Here is a 26,386-nt window from a genome sequence, read left to right as displayed (position 1 = left end):
CCCGGTCTCAATACAGCCTGAAGCCGTGGGACCGGTAGAAGCGCGCGGCCGAAATCAGGAACTGGCGGATATGCCACCAGCCTTTTCGTCCGGCATGGCCGCCCTCATGCACGATCCGTACCATCGGCACATAGGCGGTCTTGGCGATTTGCGCGGAGCGGATCGACAGGTCGAAATCCTCGAAATAGAGGAAATAATCTTCGTCGAAGCCGCCAAGCCGGCGCAGGACCTCGCTGCGGAAGAACATGAAGCAGCCGCTCACGATCGGCGGGTTCCAGAATGTTTCGTCTTGTGTCTCGTCCCGCATTTCGTAGCGCGACAGGCGGTCATGGAATAGCGACCGGATTGGCGCCGGCGCAAAGCCCCTGAGCAAGAGATCGAAGGCCGGCGGAAAGCGCTTGCACAAATATTGCTTCCGGCCGCCCGGCCATTCGGCATGGGGAGTGACAAGGCCGCATTGCGGATTGTCGCGCATGAAGCTCAAGGCCGTGGTCAGCGCGTCGGATCGCAATTGGACATCCGGATTGAGAATGAGATGGAACTCGCCCAGCCTGTCCAGCGCCAGATTATGGCCGCGGCCGAAGCCTATATTGCCGTGCCCATGCCGAAGCCGAAGCGGTGCGCCGAATTCGATGGACCGAAGCAGCGCCGACACTTCGTCCTTGGGCGAATTGTCGATGAGGGTGACGAGGACCGCATCCGGCGCCAGCGGAACGAGTGCTTCGGCAAGGCTTTCCAGCGTCGTGCGCAGTTGCGTTGGATCGGGATCGAACGTGACGATGGAAATCGTCAGCTCAAGTCTGTCGGCAACCGCTTCGGTGCTGTCTGTCATTCCCTGTCCTTGTTCGGCCGCGCCTCGGCAATCTCTGCTGATGGCAATGATGAAGGTGTCACCAACTTTAACAGAATGTTCCGGGAGTCCGGCCCGAATATGTATTCCGCTCTGTCGCCAAAACGTGAATGCGGTGCTAAGGAGGTGCCGTTTAGCTGAATTGGACAAGGGAATCTAGATGAAGGGTATTATTCTGGCAGGCGGCAGCGGCACGAGGCTCTACCCCCTGACGATAGCAGTGTCGAAGCAGATACTTCCGATCTACGACAAACCCATGATCTATTATCCACTGAGCGTGCTCATGCTTGCGGGCATCCAGGACATATTGATCATCTCCACGCCGCACGACCTGCCGCTGTTCCAGAAGCTGCTGGGCGATGGCAGCGAATTCGGCGTCAATTTCGCATATGCCGAACAGCCGCAACCCAATGGCCTTGCGGAAGCCTTCATCATCGGCCGCGAATTCATCGGCAATGACAGCGTGGCGATGATCCTCGGCGACAATATCTATTTCGGCGACGGCCTGTCGAAACTTTGCCAGACATCCGCCGCGGTGAAGAAAGGCGGCTCCGTGTTCGCCTATCATGTCGACGATCCCCATCGCTATGGCGTCGTCGAATTCGAGAGCAAGACCGGAAAGGCCATCTCCATCGAGGAGAAGCCGGAAAAGCCGAAATCCCATTGGGCGGTCACCGGGCTTTATTTCTACGACAACCAGGTGGTGGACATCGCCCATTCGATCGAGCCTTCGGCCCGGGGCGAGCTGGAGATTACCACCGTCAACAATATCTATCTCGAACGCGGCGAATTGAGCGTGCGACAACTCGGCCGGGGCTATGCCTGGCTGGACACCGGCACCCATGACAGCCTGCATGAAGCCTCGTCATTCGTGCGTACCATCGAGAAGCGCCAGGGCATCAAGATCGCCTGTCCGGAGGAGATCGGCCTGGAAAAGGGCTGGCTGAACGGTGAAGCCGTGCTGGAGCGAGCGGCCAAGCTTGGAAAAACCGAATATGCAGCCTATCTACGCCGGCGTGTCGATGAATTAGGGATGTGACAATGCAAGTACGGTCGCTCGGGCTCGAGGGAGTCCTCGAAATAACACCGCGCAAATTCGGCGATCATCGCGGGTTCTTGTCGGAAACCTATAATGAGAAGTCGTTCGCCGAGGCCGGCATCAACCTGCAATTCGTCCAGGACAATCATTCCCATTCCGCGGCGAAGGGCGTCCTGCGCGGCTTGCACTATCAATTGCCGCCACGGGCGCAGAACAAGCTCGTCCGTGTCGTCCGCGGCTCCATATTGGACGTCGTCGTCGACATCCGCAAAAGCTCGCCCACCTTCGGCAAATGGGTTTCGCTCGAAGTGTCGGCCGAGAAGTGGAACCAGATCCTGGTGCCGGCGGGCTTCGCCCATGGTTTCGTCACGCTCGTCGAACATACCGAGGTCGTCTATAAGGTGACTGATTATTATTCGCCCGAGCATGATCGGTCGATCTTGTTCAGTGATGCCGCGATCGGCATCGACTGGCCGCTTCCGGCATCGGAGTTTGCGCTCTCGGACAAGGATCGCAACGCTCCGCTGCTCGGCGCCGCTGAAGTTTTCGCTTGAGGATCATGAAATGAACATTCTTGTCACTGGTGGTGCTGGTTTCATCGGATCGGCGGTTTGCCGGCATCTTGCCGCCAATCGCGCGATCAATGTGGTGAATCTCGACAAGCTTACCTATGCCGGCAATCTCGCATCGCTGCGGCAGATCGAAAACCATCCGAACTACCAGTTCGCCGAAGGCGACATTTGCGACGATGTTTCCGTTCTCGACATTCTGCGCAACAACCAGATCGATGTGATCATGCATCTGGCGGCGGAGAGCCATGTCGATCGTTCCATCGACGGGCCGGCGGCCTTCATCGAAACCAATATCGTCGGCACGTTCCGCCTGCTCAACGCGGCGCTGACCTATTGGCGCGAATTGCCGGACGAGCGCAAATCCCGCTTCCGCTTCCACCATATCTCGACCGACGAGGTTTTCGGCGATCTGCCCTTCGACAGCGGTATCTTCACCGAGGAGACGCCCTACAATCCGTCTTCGCCCTATTCGGCCTCCAAGGCAGCTTCCGACCATCTGGTGCGGGCATGGCACGAAACCTACGGTCTGCCGGTGGTCCTGTCCAATTGCTCCAACAATTACGGGCCCTTCCATTTCCCGGAAAAGCTCATTCCGCTGGTGATCCTCAATGCGCTGGATGAAAAGCCCCTGCCGGTCTATGGGGCCGGGGCCAATGTCCGCGACTGGCTGTTCGTCGAGGATCATGCCCGGGCGCTGGAACTGGTGGCGACACAGGGCAAGCTCGGCGAGAGCTATAATATTGGCGGCCGCTCGGAGCGCACCAATCTCGACGTGGTCAAGACGATCTGCGCGGTTCTCGATCGCAAGCGCCCGCGCGCCAATGGCAAGCCCTATGCCGATCTGATCAATTTCGTCACCGATCGCCCCGGCCATGATCGCCGCTACGCCATCGATGCCTCGAAGATCGAGCGCGAACTGGGCTGGACCCCGCAGGAGACGTTCGAGACCGGCCTCGACAAGACGGTGCAATGGTATCTCGACAATGAATGGTGGTGGCAGCCGATCCGCAGCGGCCGCTACGCCGGAGAGCGTCTCGGCGGCGCAGATGCGAAGGCCAAAGCCGGGGCCGCATGAAGATACTGGTCACCGGCAAGGAAGGGCAGGTTGTCCAAAGCCTTCTGGAGCGGTCGGCAGCCCGCCCCGACCTGCAGGTGCCCGACCTGCAGGTGATAGCGGTCGGTCGGCCAGAACTCGATCTGTCTCGCCCCGATAGCGTCAGGGCGGCGATCGAGGCCGCAAGGCCCGACATCGTGGTCTCGGCGGCGGCCTATACGGCCGTCGACCAGGCGGAGGACGAGCCGGAACTCGCCTTCGCGGTCAATGCCACAGGTGCCGGAGCGGTTGCTGCCGCGGCGCAGGCCTGCGGCGCGCCCGTCATTCACCTGTCGACGGATTACGTGTTCTCCGGCGATGCGCCCTCGGCCTATGCCGAAACCGATGCCGTGGCGCCGAAAAGTTCCTATGGGCGCTCCAAGCTTGAAGGCGAGCGCCTCGTCGCGGCGGCCAATGCGCGCCACATCATCCTGCGCACGGCGTGGATTTTCAGCCCTTTCGGCAGGAATTTCGTCAAGACGATGCTGAAACTGGCTGAAACGCGCGACGGGCTGTCGGTCGTTTGCGACCAATGGGGCAATCCGACCAGCGCGCTCGATATTGCCGATGCGATCATCCATGTCGTCGATCGTCTCGGCAATGAGCCGGGCTTCGCCGATTATGGCATTTACCATCTGGCGGGCAGCGGCGATGTCAACTGGAGCGGTTTTGCCCGCGCCATCTTCGAAGAAAGCGCCGAAAGAGGCGGTCCGGTGGCCGATGTGGCCGATATCGCCACCGCCGATTATCCGACCAAGGCGGCCCGCCCGGCAAATTCCCGCCTTTCGACGGCAAAGCTGCAAAAGCGCTTCGGCTTCACCATGCCGGACTGGCGCGCTTCGCTCGCCGATGTGGTCGAAAGACTGGTAAAGGCGTAGGAAAAAGGGGGCAACTCGGCCCCCCATTGCGGCATCAGATGACGACGATCGGCGTCTTGTTCGGGACGCGGTCGTAGAGATCGATGATATCCTGGTTGAGGAAGCGTACGCAGCCGGACGAAACCGCCTTGCCGATCGACCACCATTCCGGCGATCCGTGCAGGCGATAGAGCGTATCCTCGCCATTCTGGAAAATATAAAGCGCGCGCGAGCCGAGCGGATTGTTGAGCCCGGGCTGCATGCCGCCATTTGCGGCGCTGTATTGCGCGAGTTCCGGCTGGCGGGCGACCATCTCGTCCGGCGGCGTCCATTTCGGCCAGTGGCGCTTCCACTGGATCACGGCCCGGCCCGACCAGGCAAAGCCGTCGCGGCCGATACCGACGCCATAGCGGATGGCCTCGCCATTCTCGCGCACGAGATAGCAGAACTTGTTCTGCGTATCGACGACGATGGTGCCCGGCTGCTCGCCGGTGGGGTCCCTGACGATCTGGCGCAGGTAACGCTTGTCCATCTTGCTGATCGGGATCGCCGGCAGGAGGAAGCCGCCATCCTCGCGGGCGGCATACATCGCCTCGTAGGAGCCAAGAGCCGGATCGACATCCGTCTGCGGCGTGAGGGGATTGCCATAATCGTCGACGCGGATGACCGGCATATCGCTGCGGATCTGCGCGCAACCTGCGAGACCGGCTGCAGCTGTTGCAGTCAGTGCGGTGAGGAAGCCGCGGCGGGAAAGTGTGTTTTGCATCTTACAACCAGATTGGTGGCGGGATAGGGATTGGATCGAACCGCGCCCTAAACGCACAATGAATATGGCAGAGCGCCGTTGACAATAGGGCGCAAACAAGGCGGGGTTGAACCTGTTGCCCATGTGCAACAAAAAGGCGAGGGTGGGCGGCCCTGGCCGGGACAAAGCCGATAAATACTTCGTGAGACGTAAGCTTGTAACATGCCTCGGCCTGTCATGGCCTTAGCCGCCCTTGCATCTGATTCGGCCTGTCCGTGGCTGAGAAGCATTGACCTTCGGCGCAAATGCGATTTCGATGGGCGAACCAACAGCATGAATGGAATCAATATCATGGCAATCAATACCGCAGCGCAAACCCTGACCTGGACCTATGTCGATGGCGATTGGTTCGAGGGCAATGTGCCGCTCATCGGTCCGCGCAGCCATGCCATGTGGCTCGCTTCGACGGTGTTCGACGGCGCGCGCTGGTTCGAAGGCGTCGCGCCGGATCTCGACCGCCACTGCGCGCGCGTCAACAATTCGGCGACCGCGCTCGGGCTCAAGCCGACAATGGGCGTGGACGAGATCGTCGGCCTTACCCATGAGGGGCTGAAGAAGTTCGACGGCAAGACCGCCGTCTACATCAGGCCGATGTACTGGGGCGAACATGGCGGCTATATGGGCGTGCCGGCCGATCCGGAATCCACCCGTTTCTGCCTTTCGATCTACGAGGCGCCGATGCTGGAGCCGACGGGTTTCTCGCTGACGGTGTCGCCTTTCCGCCGTCCGACGCTCGAAACCATGCCGACCAATGCCAAGGCCGGCTGTCTCTACCCCAATAATGGCCGCGCCATCCTGGAGGCCCGCTCGCGCGGTTTCGACAATGCGCTGGTGCTCGACATGCTGGGCAATGTCGCCGAGACCGGGACATCGAATATCTTCCTCGTCAAGGACGGGCACATCTTCACGCCCGCGCCGAATGGGACCTTCCTTTCCGGCATAACGCGCTCCCGGGTCATCGACGTGCTGGCCGATTATGGCTTCCGCACCACGCAGACGACCCTGACGGTGCAGGACTTCCTTGATGCCGATGAAATCTTCTCGACCGGGAACCATTCCAAGGTCGTTCCCGTTTCCCGCATCGAGGACCGCGAACTCGCATTGGGGCCGATCACGCGGAAGGCGAGGGAGCTTTATTGGGAATTCGCCCACTCGACCCCGAAAATTTAACCAACAGGCCGATAGAGACGAAATATTGATCCGCCCCGCATTGCTCCCGTGGAATTTGGGACCTATGTAACGAAGGCAGGTTTTGTCAGGATGGGGACCTGTTGCCTGTGGCCTTCCCATGCTGTCACAGATTGAATCGAAGAGGAGACTTCCATGGCTTTCGAATTGCCCGCACTGCCGTATGATTATGATGCGCTCGCACCCTACATGTCGCGCGAGACGCTCGAATTTCACCACGACAAGCACCACAAGGCGTATGTTGACAACGGCAACAAACTGGCCGCCGAAGCCGGTCTCGACAATCTTTCTCTCGAAGAGGTCGTCAAGCAGTCCTATGGCAAGAATGCCGGCCTGTTCAACAATGCCGGCCAGCACTACAATCATCTGCATTTCTGGAACTGGCTGAAGAAGGGCGGCGGCGGCAACAAGCTTCCCGGCGCCCTCGAAAAGGCAGTGGAATCCGATCTCGGCGGCTACGACAAGTTCCGCGCGGACTTCATCAATGCCGGCACCACCCAGTTCGGCTCCGGCTGGGCCTGGCTCGCAGTCAAGGACGGCAAGCTGGAAATCTCCAAGACACCGAACGGCGAGAGCCCGCTGGTTCATGGCGCGACGCCGATCCTCGGTGTCGATGTGTGGGAACATTCCTACTATATCGACTATCGCAACGCCCGCCCGAAATATCTCGAGGCCTTCGTCGACAATCTCATCAACTGGGATTACGTGCTCGAACAGTACGAAAAGGCGAAGTAAGCTCCGGCCGATCGCTTCAAGAAAAGGCTCCTGCCCGGCAGGGGCCTTTTTTGCTTTCGGCACCTGTTCAATGGGTTTTTTTCCCGGCTGTTTCCCCCAAAGTGGTCATCGCCCTCGGCTTGCCATATTGCTCGTTCATCCCAGGTTCAGAGGATGCGACTAAAGTTGTGTTCTTAGGGACTAACGAGTCGAGTGCCTACGCAAGCGGGCAGTCACTGGAGGAAAGATGAGAAAGCTGATTTCAGCAATTTGTGCTGTCTTGATATCGGTTGGAACTCTCGGCCTTGGAGCTGGCGCGGCAGGCGCCGCCCCCGCAGCGCTGCAAAAGCCGGTGGAAATATCGGCCAATGAGGGCACCAGCCAGGTTCAGAAAGTAGATCATCGGCGCTGGCATCACCGCCGTCATTGGGACGATCGCCGCTGGCATCGCCGCCGCCATTGGGACGACCGCCGGTGGTCGCGCCGCCACCACCATCGCCGGTGGGACAGGCATGACCGTCGCTATTACGGCCGCCACCATCGCTGGGACCGCCGTTACTACGACCGGCCCTATCGCCACACCGGATCGAGAATCATTCTCGAGCTCTGATGAAATAGCCCCGTTGCAGCGGGGCTATTTTTTTGCCGGACATTGATGCCATTGCCGTGGACCGACCGGTGACGCTTGCTTTGAACGGCAACGAAAATGTGATTTTCTCCAACGTGCAAACGGCAATCTTTCAATTAAACTGCCGCCGATGCCCTTGAAGCCATTGTTACAGCCACAAGAGTCGGAGTTCCCCACCATGCAGTCTTCCCGCCTGATCGCCCTCATTCCCGCGCTTGCACTTGCCCTGTCGGCCGCGTCGGCCGCCACTGCCGATCCGATAACCGAGCGCCAGGCGCTGATGAAGGACCAGGGCCGCGCCGTCGGCACAGTGACGCCCATCATGAAGGGCGAGAAGCCGTTCGACGCCGCCATTGTCCAGAGCGCGTTGAAAAAGCTGAACGACGATGCGCAGAAGATCGACGCCGCCACGCTTTTCCCCGCCGGCACCGACAAGGGCGATACCACCGCCTCGCCGAAGATCTGGGAGGACAATGCCGGTTTCGTCGCCGCGATCGAAAAGTACAAGGCCGATACGGCAGCAGCCGTCGCCGCCGACCCGAAGGATCTCGAAAGCTTCAAGACCGCGTTCAGCCAGGTCTCCAAGAATTGCGGCACCTGCCACCAGACCTACCGCATCAAGAAGGACTGAGCTGAGGCCGCATGCGCAAGCTCGCAATGCTCCTGATCGTGCTTCTCCTCGTCGCCGGAGGTGGCTTCTGGCTGCTCTCGGCGCCGACACGGCTCGAGCCGCAGCTTCTTGCCGCCGCCCAGCCGGGCGATGCGACGCGCGGCGAGGCGGTGTTCTGGCAGGGCGGCTGCGCCTCCTGCCATGCGGCGCCGGGCGCGAGCGGCGATGCAAGGCGCGTCCTTGCGGGCGGCGTGCAGCTGGTGACCGATTTCGGCACTTTCGTCGCGCCCAATATCTCGCCATCGCCGCAGGGCATCGGCGGCTGGTCGTTCGAGGACCTTGCCAATGCCATGATGAAGGGCGTCGCGCCGGATGGCCGGCATTTCTATCCGGCCTTTCCCTATGCGTCCTATGCCCGCATGCAGGTGCAGGATATCGCCGATCTCCACGCTTTCCTGCAGACCCTGCCGCCCTCAGATCACGTCGCGGAGCCGCACCGGCTGAAATTCCCCTATACGCTGCGCCGCGGCATCGGCCTGTGGAAGCGGCTCTATCTCTCGAGCCAACCGGCCGTCACCCTTGCCGGCGCCGACGAGGCCGTCAAACGCGGCCAGTATCTGGTCGAGGGTCCGGGACATTGCGGCGAGTGCCACACGCCGCGCGACGGTTTCGGCGGGCTCGACACGTCGCGCTGGATGGCGGGCGCGCCGTCGCCGGAGGGCAAGGGCGTCATTCCGAACATTACCGGCGGCGAGGGCGGCATCGACAGCTGGTCGGCGCAGGATATCGCCTATGCGCTGGAAAGCGGCTTCACGCCGGATTTCGATTCGCTCGGCGGGTCGATGGCCGACGTGGTGCAGAACATGTCGCATGTCTCGGCCGCCGACAGGGAGGCGATAGCCGCCTATCTCAAGGCCATTCCGGCGCATCCGAACGGCTATCCCGCCACGCGCTAGCGCGAATTGATCAGCGCCGCTCGCAGCCGATCAGCACCGAATTGCCGTCCACATATTTGCTGCGCATCGTATAAAGCCAGCCGCGGCATTCGGCCAGGGTCTCGAAGCAGCGATAGCGCGAGATCGTTGCGGTATCGCCGCCGAAGGACAGGATCGGGTTGTCGGTCGTGCCCGTATAGCGGCCGATGACGATTCCCGAGCCACGCCGCGGCGGATTGCAGCGGCGCCCCGCATATTCGCTGACATTCTTGCGCACGGCAGCATCGGCCTGGTCGAGGCCTATGGTCGGTATGGCCGGATTGACCAGCGCGCCGGACGCGATCAACACAGCAAAAACAGCCTTTCGCATCATCGTCTCCCGTTCCAGGCAACCCAGGTAGCCCAGGTAGCCCAAGCAACCCGGGGAGCGCCGGTTGGTTCGCCGCTCCCGATCATTTTCATGCGCCGGCCTTGCCAACCAGTTTCAGCGCGAAGGCATAGACATAGGCGATCTCTTCCAGCCGCGAGAACCGGCCCGAGGCGCCCGCATGGCCGGCATCCATGTTGATGCGGAACAGAACGGGATTGTCGTCGGTCTTCACTTCGCGCAGCTTCGCCACCCATTTTGCCGGCTCCCAATAGGTGACGCGCGGATCGGTGAGGCCGGCAACCGCCAAAATCGGCGGATAGGCCTGCGCCGTTACATTATCATAGGGCGAATAGGATGACATATAGGCATAATCGGCGGCGGAAGTGATCGGATTGCCCCATTCCGTCCATTCGGGCGGCGTGAGCGGCAGCGTGTCGTCGAGCATGGTATTGATGACGTCGACGAAGGGCACTTCCGCGACGATGCCGCCGAAATTGCCCGGCGCCATGTTGGCGATGGCGCCCATCAGCATGCCGCCAGCGGAACCGCCCTGGGCAATCGTCCTGTCATGGCTGGTGAAGCCATTGGCCACGAGATGGTTGGAAGCCGCGATGAAATCCGTGAACGTGTTGCGCTTGTTGAGGCGCTTGCCGTTCTCGTACCAGTCATAGCCCTTGTCCTTGCCGCCGCGCACATGGGCGATGGCATAGACGAAGCCGCGATCGACCAGCGACAGGCAGTTCGTGCTGAAGCTCGCCGGAATGGTGATGCCATAGGAGCCATAGCCATAGAGCAGGCAGGGCGCCGTGCCGTCGAGCGGCGTATCCTTGTGGTAGACGATGGAAACCGGCACCAGCGCGCCATCCTCGGCGGGGGCGAGCAGGCGGCGCGTCACATAATCATCCGCATTGTGGCCCGAGGGCACGATCTGCGTCTTCAAGAGCCGGCGCTCGCGGGTGCGCATGTCATAGTCGAAGAGCTGCGTCGGCGTCGTCATCGAGGAATAGGAGAAGCGGATGACGTCCGTATCATATTCGGCGCTGCCATGCAGGCCGAGCGAGAACGCCTCTTCCTCGAAGGCGATGGCGTGTTCCTCGCCGCTGTGACGATCGCGGATCATGATGCGGGGCAGGCCGTCCTCGCGCTCCAGCCAGACGAGATGGTTGCGATAGGCCGAATGGGCGAGCAGCAGGCGGCCGGGCTTGTGGCTCACCACCTCCTGCCAGTTCGCCTTTTCGGGCGCATCGACCGGCGCGCTCATGATCTTGAAATCCTTGGCGCCGTCGGCATTGGTCAGGATGTAGAACACGGCGCCGCCCTCGGCGAGGCTGTATTCGACGCCGGTCTGGCGCTCCATGACGAGTTTCGGCGCGGCGCCGGCATCATTGGCCGGCAATAGCCAGACTTCCGACGTTTCGTGGTCGTGGATGTCGATGAAGATGAAATCGTGCAGGCTGCTGCCGGAAACGCCGAGGAAGAAGCCCGGATCCTTCTCCTCATGGATCAGCCGATCCTCGCTCTCCGGCCGGCCGAGCTCATGGTAGAACAGGCGCGACGGACGATGGTTGGCATCGACCCGCGTATAGTAGAAGCCGTCCGAGCGGGCATTCCACACGCCGCCGCCCGCAGTATCGCCGATCGTCTCGGCAGCATCGGCCAGCGTGCCGAGGTCGCGTATCTTCAACGTGTAGTATTCGGAGCCCTTGTCGTCGAAGCCCCAGATCATCTTGCTGTGATCGGGCGAATGATCGGCCGAGCCGAGGCTGAAATAGGCCTTGCCTGTCGCTTCGAGATCGCCGTCGATCAGCATGGTCTCCGCCCCGCCGTCGCGCGGCGTGCGGAAATAGCGCGGGTGCTGGCCGCCCGTCTTGTAGGAGGTGCCATAGGCGAAGGGACCATCCTTGGCCGGCACGGAGGAATCATCCTCCTTGATGCGGCCCTTCATCTCGTTGAACAGCTGGCCCTGCAAGGCCCTGGTGTCGGCCATCAGCGCGGTCTGGTAGGCGTTTTCGGCGTCCAGATGCGCCCGGATCGCCGGATCGAGCGTGGCAGGATCGCGGAAGACGTCCTGCCAGTTGTCGGCGCGCAGCCAGGCATAATCATCCGTGCGGGTGATGCCGTGCCTCGTATCGCTGACGGGGTGCCGGGCGGCTGCCGGCGCGGGATGGACTGGGAAAACGGTCTTGTTCATCTGGTACTCTCGACGGAAGGGCAGCCAAGGCTGCCCGGCAAGGCGGGAGGGCGGCCGAAGCCGCCCGGCAAGGATGAAATATCCGATAGGGAGTGGACGAAACCGCCGACGCCGTCAACTAACAGTTCGGGAAACAGTTCGGGAAACAGTTTCGGCTGGCTGTCGCAGCCGGCGCGTCATTCCGGCTCGAACACCAGCGCATTGCCGTTCATGCAATAGCGCAGGCCGACCGGCGGCGGGCCATCGGGGAAGACGTGGCCGAGATGCGCATCGCAGTCCGAGCACTTGATTTCCGTGCGCACCATGCCGTAGGAACGGTCCTCGACGGCGAACACGGCGTCGGGTTCGATCGGGCCGGTGAAGCTTGGCCAGCCGGTGCCGGAATCGTACTTGGTCTCGGAACGGTAGAGCGGCCGCCCGCAGCAGACGCATTTGTAGACGCCCTTGGCCTTGCTGTTGAAATTAGGGCTGGAAAATGCGCGTTCAGTGCCATGATTGCGTGTAATCTGGTACTGTTCCGGCGTAAGCTGTTCGCGCCACTGCGCATCCGACTTGACGACTTTGAATGTTCTAGTATTCATTTTGACATCCTTTCGATGCAGATGTAGGCGCCAAGACTAAAATCCGCAACATCCCTTTATTATAGAATGCTTGGGATAAGACCTGTATTTCCTCATTTTTGCCATTTTTTGTCTTAGTGGTGATTTAAGAATTCTATTTCGGTGATTGCGTGTGTATGCCGGGCAAGAGAGCGCTGTTTATTACGCGGTTGCATGGTGCCTTTCTGTTAAACTCTAGAATAACGAATGTTCGAAATATTTCTTTCTAAAATGAAGTATTGATTTGACAAATTATGCAAAATCCGAAAAAGAGTGTGCCCAACGGTAGCTGAGAATGCAAGTGTCTCAATCTTTATATTGGGTTTTTTAACTCGCTTCCGAATTTTTCAGATTAGACGAAGGAATTGGACTTTAATGACCACGTTTGACAATTCGAACAATAGCGCCAACGATGTTCTTCTCGAACTCACAGCGGAACTGGTGGCTGCTTATGTCAGCAATAATTCGGTTCCGGCGGGTGATCTTCCGAGTTTGATCGCGGATGTCCATGCCGCGCTCGGCCGCGTCAATGGCGTGACGGAAACCGTCGCCACCGTCCAGGAGAAGCCGAAGCCTGCGGTAAACCCGAAAAAGTCCGTCGCCGACGATTACATCGTCTGCCTCGAGGACGGCAAGAAATTCAAATCGCTCAAGCGCCATTTGATGACCCATTACAGCCTGACGCCGGAACAGTATCGCGAGAAGTGGGATCTGGATCCGTCCTATCCGATGGTTGCTCCGAACTATGCCGCGGCCCGTTCGCGCCTGGCCAAGAATATGGGCCTCGGTCGCAAGCGCAAGAAGGCGGCGTAAGCAACACGCCCCCGACCGCATTCACCGCATCTGGAACGGCGCCTCGCGGCGCCGTTTTTCTTTGTCCGGCCGTCACCCCTGCTGCATCGTTGCCTTCAGCCGGTCCAATGCCTGTTTCAGGCCGATATGGCGGTTGAGGTCGTAGCTCCAATGGCCGCGCTGGCCTTTCAGCCGTTCCCGTTCGATCAGCCGCTTCAGCCGGCAACAGGTGCGCGCCTTGCTTTGCGCATCCTCGCCGATCATCTCGTCCAGATCGCCATTGAACAATATCCGTAGCGCCAGGCGCTGGCGCGCCTCGTCCGCCAGTCTCCGCCTCGCTGCGCTGAAGGCGTCGCGTTCCCTGCTCAAGCTGCTTTCGTTCATTCCAATTGCTCCTGATGTCGATGCAATGAATATGCGCGCTGGCAGAAGTGGTAGGATAAAATTCCGCATATTTGGCACAAATAAATATTTTATCGAAGCGATACCAATAGCTTACCGCGAAGAGGCCTAAAAACTTATCCCTCCTGTTGCGGGGTGATTTATAAGAAGATATTCCTATTATGAAGGAGAGTGGAAATGTCTTCGAAATCGCGCCGCGCCTGTCCCACGGAAACCCTGCCGGATCCCGGGGTAGCATTGAGCATCGGCCTGCCTCCGCTGGAGGCGCCGCTATCGCCCCTCAGAGGCAGGATTGACGAATCGGACGACAGGATGTTCGAGGCATGCGACTACCTCATGGACATATTGGCGGCCTTCTTCAACGTCAGCGGGCGCGAATTGCGCTCGAACCGCCGCTGCGACCTGCCCGTAGCCCGCGTGCGGCAGATCGCCATGTATGTGATGCATGTCACGCTCTCCACGCCGATGCCGCGCGTCGGGCTGGCTTTCGGACGCGACAAGACCACCGTCTCCTATGCCTGCCATCTTATCGAGGACCTGCGCTCGCACGATGATTTCGACCGCGTCATCAGCCGCGTCGAGGCCATCATCCGCGTCGCCTTCAGCCCTACGGGGAGGGTATTTTGATGGTGCGTCCCGTTCCCGCCGGCGACCGGCGAAAGATGTTGCGCCTGCTGAGCTTTATCGCCAAGGGCCGGGCATTGCCGGCGGCGACGGCGCAGGCGGGCAGGCTGGTGCTGGAGAGCGCGGATCACGGCGTCCTTGCCGTCGATGCCGCCATCCTGGCGGCGGCGCTGAGCCGTGGGCTGGTTGCCCGCGCCGGCAATGCCATCCTGCCCAATAAGGCCGGGCGCGCATGGCTGCGCCGCTACGCCGCCGTCATGGATCCCTTCGCGGCCCAGCACCGCGCGGAGAGGTTCGTGACCCGCGACGATGGCGCGAGCTTCGTGCTCGCCAATGATGCGGAATCGCCGCTGACCCTGCTTCGCAGCCGCAAGGATGCCACCGGACAGCCGCTGATCAGCGAGGAGGCCTTCAAGGCGGGCGAGCGGCTGCGGCAGGATTTCACCCTTGGCCAGATGCTGCCTTCCATCGGTGTCGACTGGAGCGCGTCGGGTTCCGGCACGCGCCGCAACGGCATGCTCGAAGCGACGGATGCGGCGCTGGCCGCGCGCCAGCGGGTCGAGCAGGCGCTGGAAGCGGTGGGGCCGGAACTGGCGGATGTGCTGATCGACATCTGCTGCTTCCTGAAAGGGCTGGAAATGGTGGAGCGCGAACGCAGCTGGCCGGTGCGTTCGGCGAAAGTGGTGTTGAAGACGGCGCTCGCCGTGCTCGACCGGCATTATCATCCGGCCGCACCGGGGCGGCGCTCGAAAACCCTGCTGCATTGGGGTGCCGCCGATTACCGGCCGCAAATGCCGCGCAGCTGACGATGATCTAGTGCTGGGTGGCGCCTTGCTGCGCGCCCAGCACCATTTCGGCCTCGCGCCGGATGCGGCCGACCATGGCCCGCAGCCCGTTGGACCGCTGCGGCGTCAGGTTCTCGTCGAGCCCGAGCTTGCGCAGGATGGCTTCGGGGTCGATGGCGAGGATTTCGGAAGCCCGCCGCCCGGAATAGAGCGCCATCATGATCGCCACGAGACCGCGCACGATATGGGCGTCGGAATCGCCGAGCAGTTCGATCGTCGGGTCGGGACCATCGCCGACGGTGCTTTTCAGCCAGACCTGGCTGACGCAGCCATTGACCTTGTGCTGCGCGTCGCGCGCCGCATCGGGATAGGGCTTGAGGTCGCGGCCAAGGTCGATGACATAGCGATAGCGGTCTTCCCAATCGTCGAGGAAGTCGAAATCCGCAATGATGTCGTCGATCGTCTGTGCCATTATATCCGTCCTGTTGCGTCACATATAGTGACGCCGAGCGCAAAGGTCACCCCTCAAATCGCAACAGGCGATCACTCGGCCGATACGGGCTTTGGGCCGGGGTTGGGAGTGGGTGTGGGGCTGGGCCTGGGAGTGGGCTTGACAGAACCCGTATGCTCGGCGCCCGCATTATATTGCCGTTTGGCGGATGAGATGATCTCGCGCATGGCCGCATCGCGCAGCCTGGCCTTCAGGCTTTCGCCGTCCAGCGCCGTTTCGCTGCCCTGATGGGCGGCGGCGACGGCGGCATCCGGATCGGGCGGCGTATCGGCAAGCTGCGTGCCGAGATAGTCGAAGCCCGCCTTCGCCGCCTCGCCGGCGCGCAGCCCCGCATCGGCAAGCGCCGCCTTGCCCGTGGCGCAGGCGTCGGGCTTGCGCTCGCAGAAGCCGGAGAGATCGCTGATCGTCTCCTGCGCCGCGATCAGCGCTTCGATCGCTCCCGGCCCCTTGCTGTCGTCACCGGCGAGATTCGGCATGAACAGCGATACGAGCCACATCCAGAAGCAGAATTTGATCGCAAACCTGATCAAGAAGAACATGTCGGCCCCACGGCTTGAAACAGAATGCCCATAGCTGCGGACATCGGCGGATATTGGCACGGAAGGCGGCAAGAACCGGTTGAGCGCTTTCAGTGCTTTTGGGCCATGATAGAAACCAAGGATTAACAATCGCTGAGGTCGAAAACGGCGATCGGGGCGATTCGCCGCCGCACGCGGCAAAGCGCGCAACCCTTCATTTACCATGCCCGTCACAATTGCCCGAAACCCCGTTCCGCACCCGCGTTTTATCCTTTCCTTAAAGCCTCGTCTGCAAAGGTTAACGGCGAAGAGAATGTTGGCGACGACATTCGGGACATGACCGCCAGCCCCGGTTCATCGATCGGGATTGGCGGGTAAGCAGGAAGAAATTAGTGCCGTTCAGTTCCGTCAACCGATCCGAAATTGCCGCTTCCTACCAGCGTCTTTGCGGGCGCTGGGCCGGGGCATCGGCTGCCACTGCCGCCATCCGCGCGCAGAGGCAGCGGCTGTTCGGCGCGTTCCTTGCCATGCCGGTCGCGCTCGCCGGCGCGCTTGCCGCTGCATTGGCAGCTGCATTGGGTTCCAGCCTGCCCATCGGCGCGGAGGAGGTCGTTACGCTGGCGCTCGGCGTCCTGGCGCTGCCTATGATCTTCTGCGGCCTGCTGCTGACCTGCCGCGACCATCGTCCGGTCGGGCTCGGCGCGCTTGCCACCTATGCTCTGGCGCTGGCGGCAATAGCGCTCGGCGCTTCATCGGCCAATCTGATGCTCTGGACCATGGCCGCCGCCATTCCGCTCGAAGTCCGCTTCATCGAGCGCAGCCGGCGCATGCTGCTGCCGTCTTTGCTGGCCGCCGGCGCGGTGACCGCCGTGCTCCTTGCCGTTGCCTCGGGCAATGGCGGCGAAGTCGGCCTGTCCGCCCCGGCGCTGCTCGGCACCTTTGCCTATGGCGGCTTCGTGCTCGCGCGGCTGTCGCGCTCCATCGCCGAAGATGCCGCCAGCGCCGCCAGCCGCGCCGACGAGGCCGCCGACATGGAGCGGGCGCTGGAAGGCGTCAGCCTCGTCCTCGGCGCCGACGGGCTGTTGAAATCGCTCTCTGCCTCGGCGCAGGAACATTTCGGCGTTGCGCGCAATCTTCTCATCGGCACGCCGCTTTTCGAGCGGGTCCATGTCGGCGACCGCGTGCATTACCTGAGCTTCCTCGCCGATTTGAAGGATGGTGCCGGGCGCGCGACGGCCGAAGTCCGGCTTCGCTGTGTCGCGCCGGCGGATACGGGCGAGCATGCCCACCGGGTGCGCTTTGCCACCTATCGGCTCTGCGCCGTCCAGCGCAGCCGGGGAGGCGGGTTCCTCGTCGTTGCCAGCGACATTTCGCAGGCCGTCGCTGACCGCAATGCGCTGGCCGTGGCGCGCAGCAAGGTGGAGACGGCGGAAAGCGCCAAGAGCCGCTTTCTTTCGACGGTCAGCCATGAATTGCGCACGCCGCTGAATTCCATCATCGGCTTCTCCGATATCCTGCTGCAGGAAATATGCGGCAAGCTGCCGGACAGCCGCCAGCGCGAATATGTCGAACTGGTGCATCGCTCCGGCAATCATCTCCTGTCGGTGGTCAATTCGATACTCGACATTTCGCGGATCGAGGCCGGCGCCTATCCGATCACCGCCGAGCCCTTCGCCTTCAAGGAGGCGGTCGTCATGGTCAGCGACATGCTCGGCCACCAGGCGCAGCAGAAGAATGTCACGCTGTGCGACCGGGTCAGCCCGCGCATCGGCACTGTCGTCGCCGATCGCCGCGCCATCCAGCAGGTGCTGATCAATCTCGTCTGCAATGGCGTGAAGTTCACCGAGGCCGGCGGCGTCGTCACCATCGACGCGCAGGTGGAGGACGGCACGCTGGTCTTCGTCGTCAGCGATACCGGCATCGGCATCGACGCCGCCGACCTTGCGACGCTCTGCCAGCCCTTCCGCCAGGTGCAGAACGACTATACCCGCCAGCAGGAAGGCACCGGCCTCGGCCTCGCGACGGTAAAGGGCCTCGTGCATCTCCATGGCGGCGAGATGAAGATCGACAGCCTGCCCGGCCGTGGCACCGTGGTGGAAGTGCGCCTGCCGCTGGACGGCCAGGCCTGCCCCGCCGTCATGGACGACGCCGTCATCGAGCATACCGGCGGCAATGCCGCCTTGGGGCAAACCGGCGGCAATATCGTGGAATTCAAAGTAGATAGCGATGTGAAGGGAGGTTCCCATGGGGAAGCCCGCAAAACGGCCTAGCAAGCGGCGCGCCCCGAAGCGCGGCCGCGCGGCGAGGGCATTTATCGCAACGGGAAGCCTTATCGCCAGCAATCCCGGCATTGCCGGCGGTACGACGGCGTTTCTCGTTACGCTCGGCTTCGTTTCGGCCAATGCGCTCTGGTATCAGCCGCAGGTGCATGAGGGCGTGTTCTTCCGCACCCGGCCGGAACTCGTATTCAAGCCGGTGAAACAGGAGCCGGTGACGCTGCAGGGCGACAAGCGGCAATCCTCCGTCGATGCGCCGGTGCGCAAGGTGAATTCGGTGCCGATCCCGAAGAGCCAGGATGCGATCGCGGCCGCCATCAATGGCGATGGGGGCGATGCGGGCGGCGATCCCGTGCTTGGCCCCGGCGGCGATCCGGAAGTGGCGAAGTTGCAGCAGAAGCTGCTCGAGCTCGGCTTCTACCACGGTACCGTCGACGGCATTTCCGGCAAGGGCACCCGCGCCGCCATGGAAGCCTACCGCAAGGCGAGCGCCGAACTCGGCATCGAGGCGGAGCCCGCCGTCGGCAGCCCGGAAGATACGACCGCGAGCATCGCCATTCCGGCGCGCAAGCCCGATGCCGCGCCCGCCGGTGATGGCGGCGCGACGGTGCAGAAGGTGTCTGCCAAGGCCGACGATGCCACGGGCACGGCCGGCGGCGGGCTTGCTCCCGCCGATATCGTCCGTGTCCAGGCCGGCCTTCGCGCCTTCGGCAATGACAAGGTCGAGATAGACGGCAAGGTCGGCAATTCGACGCGCGAGGCGGTCAGCGAGTTCCAGAAACTGTTCCGGCTGCCCGTCACCGGCGATCCGGATGCGAAGCTGCTGGCGAAGATGCAGGAAATCGGGCTGATCAATTGACGGGACGGCCGGGATGCGCCTGACATCGGAATTCTGGGTCGCCGCCCTTGTGCGCCGCGTCAATGACAGCGGTGCCTTTGCCGCGCTCGGCAACAAGGGCGCGGCGGAAGCCGGCGCCATCTTCATCAAGTTCCGCAACAAGGATGGCAGCTACGACCTTTTCGGGCCCGCGCCGCAACTCGCCTATGACGAGCGCAAGCCGGACGAGCGCATCTTCGTGCTCGTCAAGACCGGCGTGGCGGAAATGGAGGTCGATGACGAATTGCAGCGGCAGATGCGGTGGGATCGCGATCTGTGGATCGTCGAGATCGAGGATTATCGCGCCGCGCGGGACGATCTCTTCCCGGTCACCGACCTGGAGTATTGATCAGGATATGCGGCGCTCGTCGGCGGCAGCCATTTCCTGGAGCTTCTGCCGCAATTTGCGCGAATGCTCGCGCGTTTTCCAGCGCAGGACGGTGGATTGCGCCTTCTCCCGGTCGATCTGGCGATAGGAATGCACGAAGAGGCGCAGCGAGTTCAGATCCTCGTGCACCAGCCCGAACAGCCCCGTAAGCACCAGATGCGCCGCCTCGGCGCTCAGCCCGAGCGCGGCAAGGGCGATGGTCAGTTCGGCATTGAGCCCATGGCCGACAATGCCGGTGACACTTTCCGCATCGAGATCCAGCGCCTCGGCGAATTCCCTGTGGAAGCGGTCGGTCTGGTCGAGCAGCGCGGCATCGATGAGACGGTCGGCGAGGCTCGCCGCGCCTGATCCAGCTGGCTGGCCGGCCTGTACCAGTGCCTTCAAGGCGGCGCGGGCCTGGCGCAGGCGCTCCGATTCGCCGCTGCCGGTATCCGCTTCCTCGTGGGGCTCGGCTTCGGCGGCAAGCGCAAGGCTCCTGTCGATGGCGCTGTCCCGCATGGCGCTGAGGATCTCGACCAGCTCCGGCTCGAGCGCCGAGCGGCGCGCCACGGCGCGGGCATGGGCAATGCCCTTTTCGTGAATGATTTCAATGAGGTCGCCGGTCGACAGGGCGGCGGAGCGCAGCAGGAGCGGCGCGGAGATATCGACATCCTCGCGGGCCAGCGTCTGGATCAGCCGCCTTGGCGCATGCGGAAGCTCGGAAAGGATGGCGGCGGCGTGGCGGCGGACGCGCGGGGAAACGAGCGCGAGCAGCGGAACGGCAAGATCCTCGAGTTGCTGCGCGTCGCTTCTGGTCGGGCGCGCGACGCTCGAAAAGGCGGTGATGGACGCGGTCAGGAGATCGTCAGCCTTGCTGCCGCCATTGCGGTCTTCAAGCGCCCGAAACTCAGGATACTTCACGAACACACTCCAACTCGACGCAAAACAACGCTTCCGTAGCTGAAATTAGCGCCGAAGCGTTAGCAAGCCGTTAACCATCGGCGTGTGTAATAAAATTATCGCGCAAATCGCGCAGAGGGCATAAGGTACGAATCCGCGTAGCAGCAGAGTTCAGGAGATCAACCACACACGGATCAGCAAGATGGGATTTGTCATAGCATTTCCAGTCAGTGCCATGAGACGCAGGAACAGGCCTTCCCCCAAAGGCAAGGTCACGGCTGAGATCACGATCTTCCCCGGCGTGCGCTATGAGCGCCTTTCCGCCGGCAAGCCGAACCGCAGCAAGCCGGATTTGCGCAACGGCTTTTTCGACAAATTGCCTCAGCCAAGCTGAGACGGCGCAAATCCGAACCTCGGCCGCACTATTGCGTGGCGCTCGATCTCGGGCGCCAGCCAGCCCTGCCGCTTCAAGCGTTAATTGACCTGCCGCGCCGGGAATGGCTCGCGCCATGCGGGTATTTCCATCAGCCGCCCATACCAGCGGTTGATGGCGTCGAACGCCTCGATGGGAATACGCGCTTCGGTTGCAAAGGGCAGCGTCGTCGCCACGGCAAAATCCGCCAGCGTCAGCCGGTCGGCCACCAGATAGTCGCGGCTCTTCAAATGTTCGTTGAGCACGGCGCCATATTTCTGCACAAAGCCGCTCGCCTCCGCGACGATGGCCGTGTCGGGCTCGCCGAAGCCGAGTTTCGGCTTGATCAGGTTCTCGAAATAGATCGTCCCGGTATAGCGGCTGAAATGTTCCGAATTCCAGTTGAACCAGCGCAGGATCTCCACCTGGTCATGGCCCTGCGGCCAGAGGTCCGAGCCGGCCTTCATGGCGAGATGGCACATGATGGCGTTGGATTCCCATAATTGCAGGTCGCCGTCGACCAGCGCGGGCGCCTTGCCATTGGGGTTGATGGCGAGATATTGCGGCGAATATTGCTCGCCCTTCGCCAGATCGACATGGGCATATTCGATTTCGAGCGGAAGATAGCGCGCCACCGCGCAGGTCTTCACGGAATTGATCGTCTCGGCATAATAAAGCTTCACGTCATGCTCCTCCCAAGATGTGCAGCGCCCAAAGTTTGCTGGCCCAACGTTTGCAGCGTAGGCCATCTGCGCTATAGTGTAATTCGAATACCATTTAGTCCTAAATAGCAACTAGAAAATATGTAAAGAGGACCAATGTCGGGAAAGAGAAGCTATGAGGATGGCTGCGGCACGGCGCATGCACTTGAACTCATTGGGGAAAGATGGGCTCTGCTGATTGCGCGCGAGTTGCTGCTCGGCCCCAAGCGCTTCACCGATCTGCGGGCGGACCTGCGCACGATCAGCGCCAATGTGCTGACGCACCGGCTTGAGGAGATGGAGGCGAGCGGCATTGTGGTGCGGCGCAAGCTGCCGCCGCCGGCTGCATCATGGATCTACGAACTGACGCCCTGGGGCTATGATCTCGGGCCGGTGATCAGCAGTCTCGGCCTCTGGGCGGCGCGCTCGCCCGCCATGCCGTCCGGCCTGCCGATGAGCGCCAATTCGCTGATCCTGGCGCTGCGGGCGCTGTTCGATGCGCGGCGCGCCGGCGATACGAGGCTGCTTGTCGCGCTGGATTTCGGCAGCGTCATCTTCCGCATTGCCGTGGCGGATGGCGCGCTCGATGCGGAACGCGTTGCCGAAATCCCTGTGGGCGCGACCCGTCTCGCCTGTGACGTGCCGACATTCGATGCTATCCGCGCCGGGCGGATTTCGCTGGCTGAGGCCATCGAGACAGGCCGGGCGAGCATCACCTGCGACGATGATGGCGATGGCGATGCGGTGCGCAGATTGCTCGACCTTTGCCCGATGATCCACGCCGCCAATCCACCCTCGTGAGAATGGGGTTGTGTGAACATCGGCATTCAGGGGGCTACCGCCTGCCGATGCGCGACAGCACGATGACCGGGAGGATGCCGACCGCGACGATGGCGAGGGCGGCGATCGATGCTTCCTCATAGGTGCCGCGCGCGGCCTCGCCATAGAGATGGGTGGCGAAGGTCTCGAAATTCAGCGGCCGCAGCAGCAGGGTCGCCGGCAGTTCCTTGACGCAATCGACGAAGACCAGCAGCGCCCCGGCGGCGATGGCGGGCCTGGTCAGCGGCAGGTGCACGCTGAACAGCGTATTGTTCGCGGTGCGGCCGAGGCTGCGCGCCGCATGGTCGAGCGATGGATTGACCCGCGCGAGCCCGGCATCGATGCTGCCGGCGGAAATTGCAAGGAAGCGCGTCGCATAGGCGAAGACCAGCGCCGCGCCCGATCCGATCAGCACCAGACCGGTCGAGACGCCGAGCCAGGCCTGCGCCATGCGGTCGACGAACTGGTCGGTGCCGGCGGCGATGATCAGGACGCCGATGGCGATGACGGTGCCCGGCGCCGCATAGCCGGAAGAGGCGAGGCGCAGCGCGGTGGCGGCAAGCCGGCCCGGCCGGACCCGGCAGGCATAGGCGACGGCGAGCCCGCAGCCAACCGTCAGCAGCGTCGCGAGGCAGGACAGCACGATCGTATTGCGCGCCTCGCTGAAAATGCGCGGCGAAATCCCGGCAAACTGCCAGCGCGCGAAGGCCTCGGCCGCAAGATGGCTGACCGGCACGGCAAAGCCGAGAAGCACCGGCAGCAGCCCGGCCAGCAGCAGCCCGAACCCGGCCAGCGCCGGCAGGCGGCGCGGCTCCAGCGGGCGCGAGCGCTGCATCCCCGTCGTATAGCGCTGGCGGCGGCGGGCCCAGCGCTCCAGCGAGACCAGCGCCACCACGAGCAGCAGCAGGAGCAGAGCGATCTGCGCCGCGCCCGGCAGGTCGGAGCGGGTAATCCATGTCGTATAGATCGAGACGGTCAAGGTGCGCACGCCGAGGAATTCGGCGGCGCCGACATCGTTGAGCGCCTCCATCAGGGCGAGGCTGACGCCAACGGCGACGGCGGGCCGGGCGAGCGGCAGGGCGACCCGCCAGAACATGCCGCGCCGCGAGACGCCGAGCGTGCGCGAGGCTTCGAGCAGCGTCGACGACTGCATCAGGAACATCGCCCGCACCGGCATGTAGACATAGGGGTAGAGCACGAGGCTGAGCAGCAGGATGCAACCGGCTGTCGAGCGGATATCCGGCAGGCGGAATTCGCGCGGGCTGGCATAGCCGAGGAGCCAGCGGATCGCTCCTTGCAGCGGCCCTATCGGATGCAGCAGGTCGAGATAGGCATAGGCGATGATATAGGTCGGCACCGCCAGCGGCAGCAGCAGCGCCCATTCGAGCAGGCGCCGCCCGCGAAAATCATAGGCCGTCACCAGCCAGGCGAGGGTGGTGCCGAGAAGCGCGGTCAGGACCGCGACGCTGCCGAGCAGGATGAGCGTATCGCGGAGCGCGACCGGCAATATGCTCGACAGCAGGTGCGGCCAGAGCCCGGCCGAGCCTTGCACCGCCTGCAGGGCGAGCGCCACAAAGGGCAGGATCGCGGCTAGGGCGATGATGGCGCCGGCAGCGAGCCATCCGCTGCCGGAACCGCGAAAGGCGCGGATTTTCGCCATGGCTGGCGGGGTGATTCCGGCGGCGGTGATCCCGGCGGCGCTGTTTGTCGAAACCGTTTTCATGATGCGTTGCGGTTCCGACAATTCCAGCTCAATTGTCGAAGCCGACCTTGTCGACCAGCTCGCTGGCCTCCTTGCGGTGGCTGACGATCTCGCTGAGCGGCGTCTTGTCGATCTTCAGTTCGCCCAGCCCGGCGATGATGGGATCGGCAGCAACGCCCGCCCGCACCGGATATTCGAAATTGGCCTCGGCATAGATCTTCTGGGCTTCCTCGGAAACGAGGTATTCCAGCAGCTTGACCGCTGCTTCCTTGTTCGGCGCGTGCTTGGCCAGCGCCGCACCGCTGATATTGACCTGCGTGCCGCCATCCTTGAACGTCGGCAGGACGACCTTGATCGCATTGCCCCAGGCCACCTGTTCCTCGCCGCCCTTGCCGGAGCGCATCAGGCCGACATAATAGGAATTGGCGATGCCGATATCGCAGATGCCGCCGAGAATGTCCTTGGCGACGTCGCGATCGCCGCCGCCTGCCTTGCGGGCGAGATTGGCCTTGACGCCGGCGAGGTATTTCTCGGTCTCGGCGGCGCCGTGATGGGCGATGTAATCGGCGAAGAGCGCGGTATTATAGGGATGCTGGCCCGAGCGGATGCAGACCTTGCCCTTCCATTTCGGATCGGCCAGATCCTCGTAGCTGAAGGCGGCAAGATCGAGATCCTTGGCGGCGTAGAGCACGCGGGCGCGCACCGAAAGGGCGAACCACTGGCCACCGGCATCGCGCAATTGCTCCGGCACGGCGGCGGTCAGCGCCTCGGACTGGATCGGCTGGGTGACGCCCTTGTCGACGAGATCGACCAGATTGCCGGCATCGACCGCCATCAACAGGTCGGCGGGCGAGCTTGCACCCTCGGCGGCGACGCGCTCGGCCAGGCCATCCTTGAGGAAAACGGTCTTGACCTCGACGCCGCTGGATTTGGTGAAGGCATCCAGCAATGGCTGGATAAGGCCGGGCTCGCGGGTCGTATAGATGTTGACTTCCGCAGCGCCGGCCGCCGTCGCCGCGCAGGCAATGGAAACACCGGCGGCGAAACCGGCAAGGATGGTATGTCTGATCATGGTCGTGTGTTTCCCGTTTGTGGTCGCCGATGACCATCAGACATGAGGGTTACAGTCAACTTAAATTCGCGAACCCGTGGTTCGATCACGAAACTGTTACCGGGCGCGGCGGTCAGTCGCGGGGGAAGCTCAGCACCGCCTCGTTTCGCACCCTGATGGCGACCCGGGCGACATCGAGCGGCGGCCGTTGCATCAGCCGTACACGCAAGGGTTCGGCGAGGCCAGGCACCTCAACTGTGAGTTGCTCAATCTCCCCCATCATCAGCCGTTCGCGGATGGTGCCCGCGCCGTTGGCATCGGCTTCGAGGGCGATTTCATGCGGCCTTATATAGGCGGTCGCGCTGCTGCCTTCGGGCAGGGCGGTGGCGAAGGCGCCGATCGGCGTTTCGATGCGCCCATGGCGCACCGTGCCGGGTAACTTGTTGAACGCGGTGAAGAAATCCGCCGCATAGGCGCTGGCGGGCCGGTCATAGATATCATAGGCGCTGCCCGACTGGACCACGGCGCCGGCGCGCATCAGCACCACCTTGTTGCCCGCCGACAGCGCCTCTTCCGGATCATGGGTGACCATGACGACGGTTGTGCCGAGCGATTTCAGCAAGGAAAGCGTGTCGTGGCGCAGTTTCTCCCGCAGGCCGCGGTCGAGATTGGAAAAGGGCTCGTCCATGAGCAGCAGGTCCGGCTCCGGCGCCAGCGCCCGGGCCAGCGCGACGCGCTGCTGCTCGCCGCCGGAAAGCATGTGCGGATAGCGCCCGGTGAGCGCGCCGAGGCCGACGAGATCGAGGATCATCGCCACCCGCTGGTCCATTTCCTTGCGCGCCATGCCGCGCAGGCCGAAGCGCAGGTTTTCCTCGACGTTCAGATGCGGGAAGAGCGCATAATCCTGGAACATGAAGCCGATATTGCGCAATTCGGGCTCGACGAACACGTCCGGCCCGGCCACTTCCCTGCCGCGCAGGCGCACCACGCCGCGATCCTGGCGATCGATGCCCGAGATGATGCGCAGCAGCGAGGACTTGCCGCAGCCGGAATGGCCGACGAGGCAGACGATCTCGCCCGGCATGACCGCGAGCGATACGTCCTTCACCGCTTCGTTGCGCCCGAAGCTGCGGCTGACCGCCACGAGTTCGAGCGCGGTTTCCGGCACTGAGGATTTCATCTGTCGCCTTTCATCCAT

30 protein-coding genes are annotated in these 26,386 nt (G+C 62.6%); 17 read left to right on the top strand and 13 right to left on the bottom strand.

What is annotated here, in order from left to right; genetic code table 11:
• Window positions 1–7: 7 nt before the first annotated feature.
• A complete protein-coding gene (locus M8997_RS14435; protein WP_250014703.1) occupies window positions 8–832 on the bottom strand; it encodes a glycosyltransferase family 2 protein in 825 nt (274 codons plus the stop codon).
• 178 nt (window positions 833–1,010) lie between these two features.
• Between M8997_RS14435 and rfbA the strand changes: the two genes are divergently transcribed.
• From rfbA to rfbD, 4 genes are read left to right on the top strand one after another with little or no spacing between them, the layout of a single operon-like run.
• Complete coding sequence (rfbA, locus tag M8997_RS14430; RefSeq protein ID WP_250014701.1) at window positions 1,011–1,889, top strand: glucose-1-phosphate thymidylyltransferase RfbA; 879 nt, start codon at window positions 1,011–1,013, stop codon at window positions 1,887–1,889.
• A 2-nt stretch (window positions 1,890–1,891) separates the two neighbouring features.
• Window positions 1,892–2,443 carry a dTDP-4-dehydrorhamnose 3,5-epimerase gene (rfbC, locus tag M8997_RS14425; RefSeq protein WP_250014698.1) on the top strand — a complete coding sequence of 184 codons (552 nt, stop codon included), beginning with the start codon at window positions 1,892–1,894 and terminating at the stop codon, window positions 2,441–2,443.
• Between the two features lie 10 nt (window positions 2,444–2,453).
• The gene (gene rfbB, locus M8997_RS14420) at window positions 2,454–3,536 is read left to right on the top strand and encodes a dTDP-glucose 4,6-dehydratase (protein WP_250014696.1); all 1,083 of its coding nucleotides are present in this window, start codon (window positions 2,454–2,456) and stop codon (window positions 3,534–3,536) included.
• A complete protein-coding gene (gene rfbD / locus M8997_RS14415) occupies window positions 3,533–4,432 on the top strand; it encodes a dTDP-4-dehydrorhamnose reductase (RefSeq protein ID WP_250014693.1) in 900 nt (299 codons plus the stop codon). The genes rfbB and rfbD overlap by 4 nt, the downstream gene beginning before the upstream one ends.
• A 34-nt stretch (window positions 4,433–4,466) precedes the next feature.
• Here the strand turns inward: rfbD and M8997_RS14410 are convergent, their stop codons facing one another.
• A complete protein-coding gene (locus M8997_RS14410; protein WP_250014691.1) occupies window positions 4,467–5,177 on the bottom strand; it encodes a L,D-transpeptidase in 711 nt (236 codons plus the stop codon).
• Window positions 5,178–5,507: 330 nt separating this feature from the next.
• Here M8997_RS14410 and M8997_RS14405 point away from each other — a divergent pair, with 330 nt between their 5' ends.
• From M8997_RS14405 to M8997_RS14385, 5 genes are all read left to right on the top strand, one after another.
• On the top strand, window positions 5,508–6,386 hold the full coding sequence (locus M8997_RS14405) for a branched-chain amino acid aminotransferase (protein WP_250014689.1): 879 nt from the start codon (window positions 5,508–5,510) through the stop codon (window positions 6,384–6,386).
• A 153-nt stretch (window positions 6,387–6,539) separates the two neighbouring features.
• Complete coding sequence (locus tag M8997_RS14400; RefSeq protein WP_250014687.1) at window positions 6,540–7,139, top strand: superoxide dismutase; 600 nt, start codon at window positions 6,540–6,542, stop codon at window positions 7,137–7,139.
• 226 nt (window positions 7,140–7,365) lie between these two features.
• A complete protein-coding gene (locus M8997_RS14395; RefSeq protein WP_250014684.1) occupies window positions 7,366–7,728 on the top strand; it encodes a hypothetical protein in 363 nt (120 codons plus the stop codon).
• A 196-nt stretch (window positions 7,729–7,924) separates the two neighbouring features.
• Window positions 7,925–8,377 (top strand): cytochrome c, encoded by a 453-nt coding sequence (locus M8997_RS14390; RefSeq protein ID WP_250014682.1) that lies wholly within the window; start codon window positions 7,925–7,927, stop codon window positions 8,375–8,377.
• 11 nt (window positions 8,378–8,388) lie between these two features.
• Complete coding sequence (locus M8997_RS14385) at window positions 8,389–9,312, top strand: cytochrome c (RefSeq protein ID WP_250014680.1); 924 nt, start codon at window positions 8,389–8,391, stop codon at window positions 9,310–9,312.
• A gap of 10 nt (window positions 9,313–9,322) precedes the next feature.
• Here M8997_RS14385 and M8997_RS14380 read toward each other — a convergent pair whose 3' ends face one another.
• The 3 genes from M8997_RS14380 to msrB form a co-directional block, all read right to left on the bottom strand.
• The gene (locus tag M8997_RS14380; RefSeq protein WP_250014677.1) at window positions 9,323–9,661 is read right to left on the bottom strand and encodes a metallophosphoesterase; all 339 of its coding nucleotides are present in this window, start codon (window positions 9,659–9,661) and stop codon (window positions 9,323–9,325) included.
• 88 nt (window positions 9,662–9,749) lie between these two features.
• On the bottom strand, window positions 9,750–11,852 hold the full coding sequence (locus M8997_RS14375) for a S9 family peptidase (protein ID WP_250014675.1): 2,103 nt from the start codon (window positions 11,850–11,852) through the stop codon (window positions 9,750–9,752).
• Window positions 11,853–12,028: 176 nt separating this feature from the next.
• The gene (msrB, locus tag M8997_RS14370) at window positions 12,029–12,433 is read right to left on the bottom strand and encodes a peptide-methionine (R)-S-oxide reductase MsrB (protein WP_250014673.1); all 405 of its coding nucleotides are present in this window, start codon (window positions 12,431–12,433) and stop codon (window positions 12,029–12,031) included.
• Window positions 12,434–12,826: 393 nt separating this feature from the next.
• Between msrB and M8997_RS14365 the strand changes: the two genes are divergently transcribed.
• Complete coding sequence (locus M8997_RS14365; protein WP_250014671.1) at window positions 12,827–13,264, top strand: MucR family transcriptional regulator; 438 nt, start codon at window positions 12,827–12,829, stop codon at window positions 13,262–13,264.
• A 72-nt stretch (window positions 13,265–13,336) separates the two neighbouring features.
• Here M8997_RS14365 and M8997_RS14360 read toward each other — a convergent pair whose 3' ends face one another.
• Window positions 13,337–13,627 (bottom strand): cytoplasmic protein, encoded by a 291-nt coding sequence (locus M8997_RS14360; RefSeq protein ID WP_250014669.1) that lies wholly within the window; start codon window positions 13,625–13,627, stop codon window positions 13,337–13,339.
• Between the two features lie 195 nt (window positions 13,628–13,822).
• On the opposite strand from M8997_RS14360, the gene M8997_RS14355 reads away from it, so the two are divergent.
• Entirely contained in the window at window positions 13,823–14,272 is a 450-nt protein-coding gene (locus M8997_RS14355) for a helix-turn-helix domain-containing protein (protein ID WP_250014667.1), read from the top strand.
• The gene (locus tag M8997_RS14350) at window positions 14,272–15,075 is read left to right on the top strand and encodes a DUF6456 domain-containing protein (protein WP_250014665.1); all 804 of its coding nucleotides are present in this window, start codon (window positions 14,272–14,274) and stop codon (window positions 15,073–15,075) included. Before M8997_RS14355 ends, M8997_RS14350 begins: the two co-directional genes overlap by 1 nt.
• Before the next feature lie 7 nt (window positions 15,076–15,082).
• Here the strand turns inward: M8997_RS14350 and M8997_RS14345 are convergent, their stop codons facing one another.
• Together M8997_RS14345 and M8997_RS14340 are read right to left on the bottom strand one after the other, a co-directional pair.
• Window positions 15,083–15,526, bottom strand: a complete 444-nt coding sequence (locus M8997_RS14345) for a SufE family protein (RefSeq protein ID WP_250014664.1) — start codon at window positions 15,524–15,526, stop codon at window positions 15,083–15,085.
• 71 nt (window positions 15,527–15,597) lie between these two features.
• Entirely contained in the window at window positions 15,598–16,104 is a 507-nt protein-coding gene (locus M8997_RS14340) for a DUF5330 domain-containing protein (RefSeq protein ID WP_250014663.1), read from the bottom strand.
• Window positions 16,105–16,475: 371 nt separating this feature from the next.
• Here M8997_RS14340 and M8997_RS14335 point away from each other — a divergent pair, with 371 nt between their 5' ends.
• From M8997_RS14335 to M8997_RS14325, 3 genes are read left to right on the top strand one after another with little or no spacing between them, the layout of a single operon-like run.
• A complete protein-coding gene (locus tag M8997_RS14335; protein ID WP_250014662.1) occupies window positions 16,476–18,353 on the top strand; it encodes an ATP-binding protein in 1,878 nt (625 codons plus the stop codon).
• Window positions 18,328–19,218: a peptidoglycan-binding protein gene (locus tag M8997_RS14330; RefSeq protein WP_250014661.1), complete on the top strand. Its 891-nt coding sequence runs from the start codon at window positions 18,328–18,330 to the stop codon at window positions 19,216–19,218. The genes M8997_RS14335 and M8997_RS14330 overlap by 26 nt, the downstream gene beginning before the upstream one ends.
• A 13-nt stretch (window positions 19,219–19,231) precedes the next feature.
• Window positions 19,232–19,585, top strand: coding sequence for a DUF1491 family protein (locus M8997_RS14325; protein ID WP_250014660.1), 354 nt, complete (start codon window positions 19,232–19,234; stop codon window positions 19,583–19,585).
• On the opposite strand, the gene M8997_RS14320 is transcribed toward M8997_RS14325, so the two are convergent.
• On the bottom strand, window positions 19,586–20,524 hold the full coding sequence (locus tag M8997_RS14320) for a DUF2336 domain-containing protein (RefSeq protein WP_250014659.1): 939 nt from the start codon (window positions 20,522–20,524) through the stop codon (window positions 19,586–19,588).
• A gap of 214 nt (window positions 20,525–20,738) precedes the next feature.
• Here M8997_RS14320 and M8997_RS14315 point away from each other — a divergent pair, with 214 nt between their 5' ends.
• Complete coding sequence (locus M8997_RS14315) at window positions 20,739–20,897, top strand: hypothetical protein (RefSeq protein WP_250014658.1); 159 nt, start codon at window positions 20,739–20,741, stop codon at window positions 20,895–20,897.
• A gap of 80 nt (window positions 20,898–20,977) precedes the next feature.
• Here M8997_RS14315 and M8997_RS14310 read toward each other — a convergent pair whose 3' ends face one another.
• Complete coding sequence (locus M8997_RS14310; RefSeq protein WP_250014657.1) at window positions 20,978–21,598, bottom strand: glutathione S-transferase family protein; 621 nt, start codon at window positions 21,596–21,598, stop codon at window positions 20,978–20,980.
• 135 nt (window positions 21,599–21,733) lie between these two features.
• Here M8997_RS14310 and M8997_RS14305 point away from each other — a divergent pair, with 135 nt between their 5' ends.
• Window positions 21,734–22,417, top strand: a complete 684-nt coding sequence (locus M8997_RS14305) for a helix-turn-helix domain-containing protein (protein WP_250014656.1) — start codon at window positions 21,734–21,736, stop codon at window positions 22,415–22,417.
• Between the two features lie 34 nt (window positions 22,418–22,451).
• On the opposite strand, the gene M8997_RS14300 is transcribed toward M8997_RS14305, so the two are convergent.
• The 3 genes from M8997_RS14300 to M8997_RS14290 form a co-directional block, all read right to left on the bottom strand.
• The gene (locus M8997_RS14300; protein WP_371929586.1) at window positions 22,452–24,158 is read right to left on the bottom strand and encodes an ABC transporter permease; all 1,707 of its coding nucleotides are present in this window, start codon (window positions 24,156–24,158) and stop codon (window positions 22,452–22,454) included.
• A 28-nt stretch (window positions 24,159–24,186) separates the two neighbouring features.
• The gene (locus M8997_RS14295) at window positions 24,187–25,209 is read right to left on the bottom strand and encodes a Fe(3+) ABC transporter substrate-binding protein (RefSeq protein WP_250014655.1); all 1,023 of its coding nucleotides are present in this window, start codon (window positions 25,207–25,209) and stop codon (window positions 24,187–24,189) included.
• 112 nt (window positions 25,210–25,321) lie between these two features.
• Window positions 25,322–26,368 carry an ABC transporter ATP-binding protein gene (locus tag M8997_RS14290; RefSeq protein ID WP_250014654.1) on the bottom strand — a complete coding sequence of 349 codons (1,047 nt, stop codon included), beginning with the start codon at window positions 26,366–26,368 and terminating at the stop codon, window positions 25,322–25,324.
• Window positions 26,369–26,386: the final 18 nt, after the last annotated feature.

The sequence above is a fragment of the Phyllobacterium sp. 21LDTY02-6 genome (assembly GCF_023554255.2).
In the GTDB taxonomy this organism is placed as follows: domain Bacteria; phylum Pseudomonadota; class Alphaproteobacteria; order Rhizobiales; family Rhizobiaceae; genus Phyllobacterium.
This window is presented reverse-complemented; position numbering and strand designations above follow the sequence as displayed.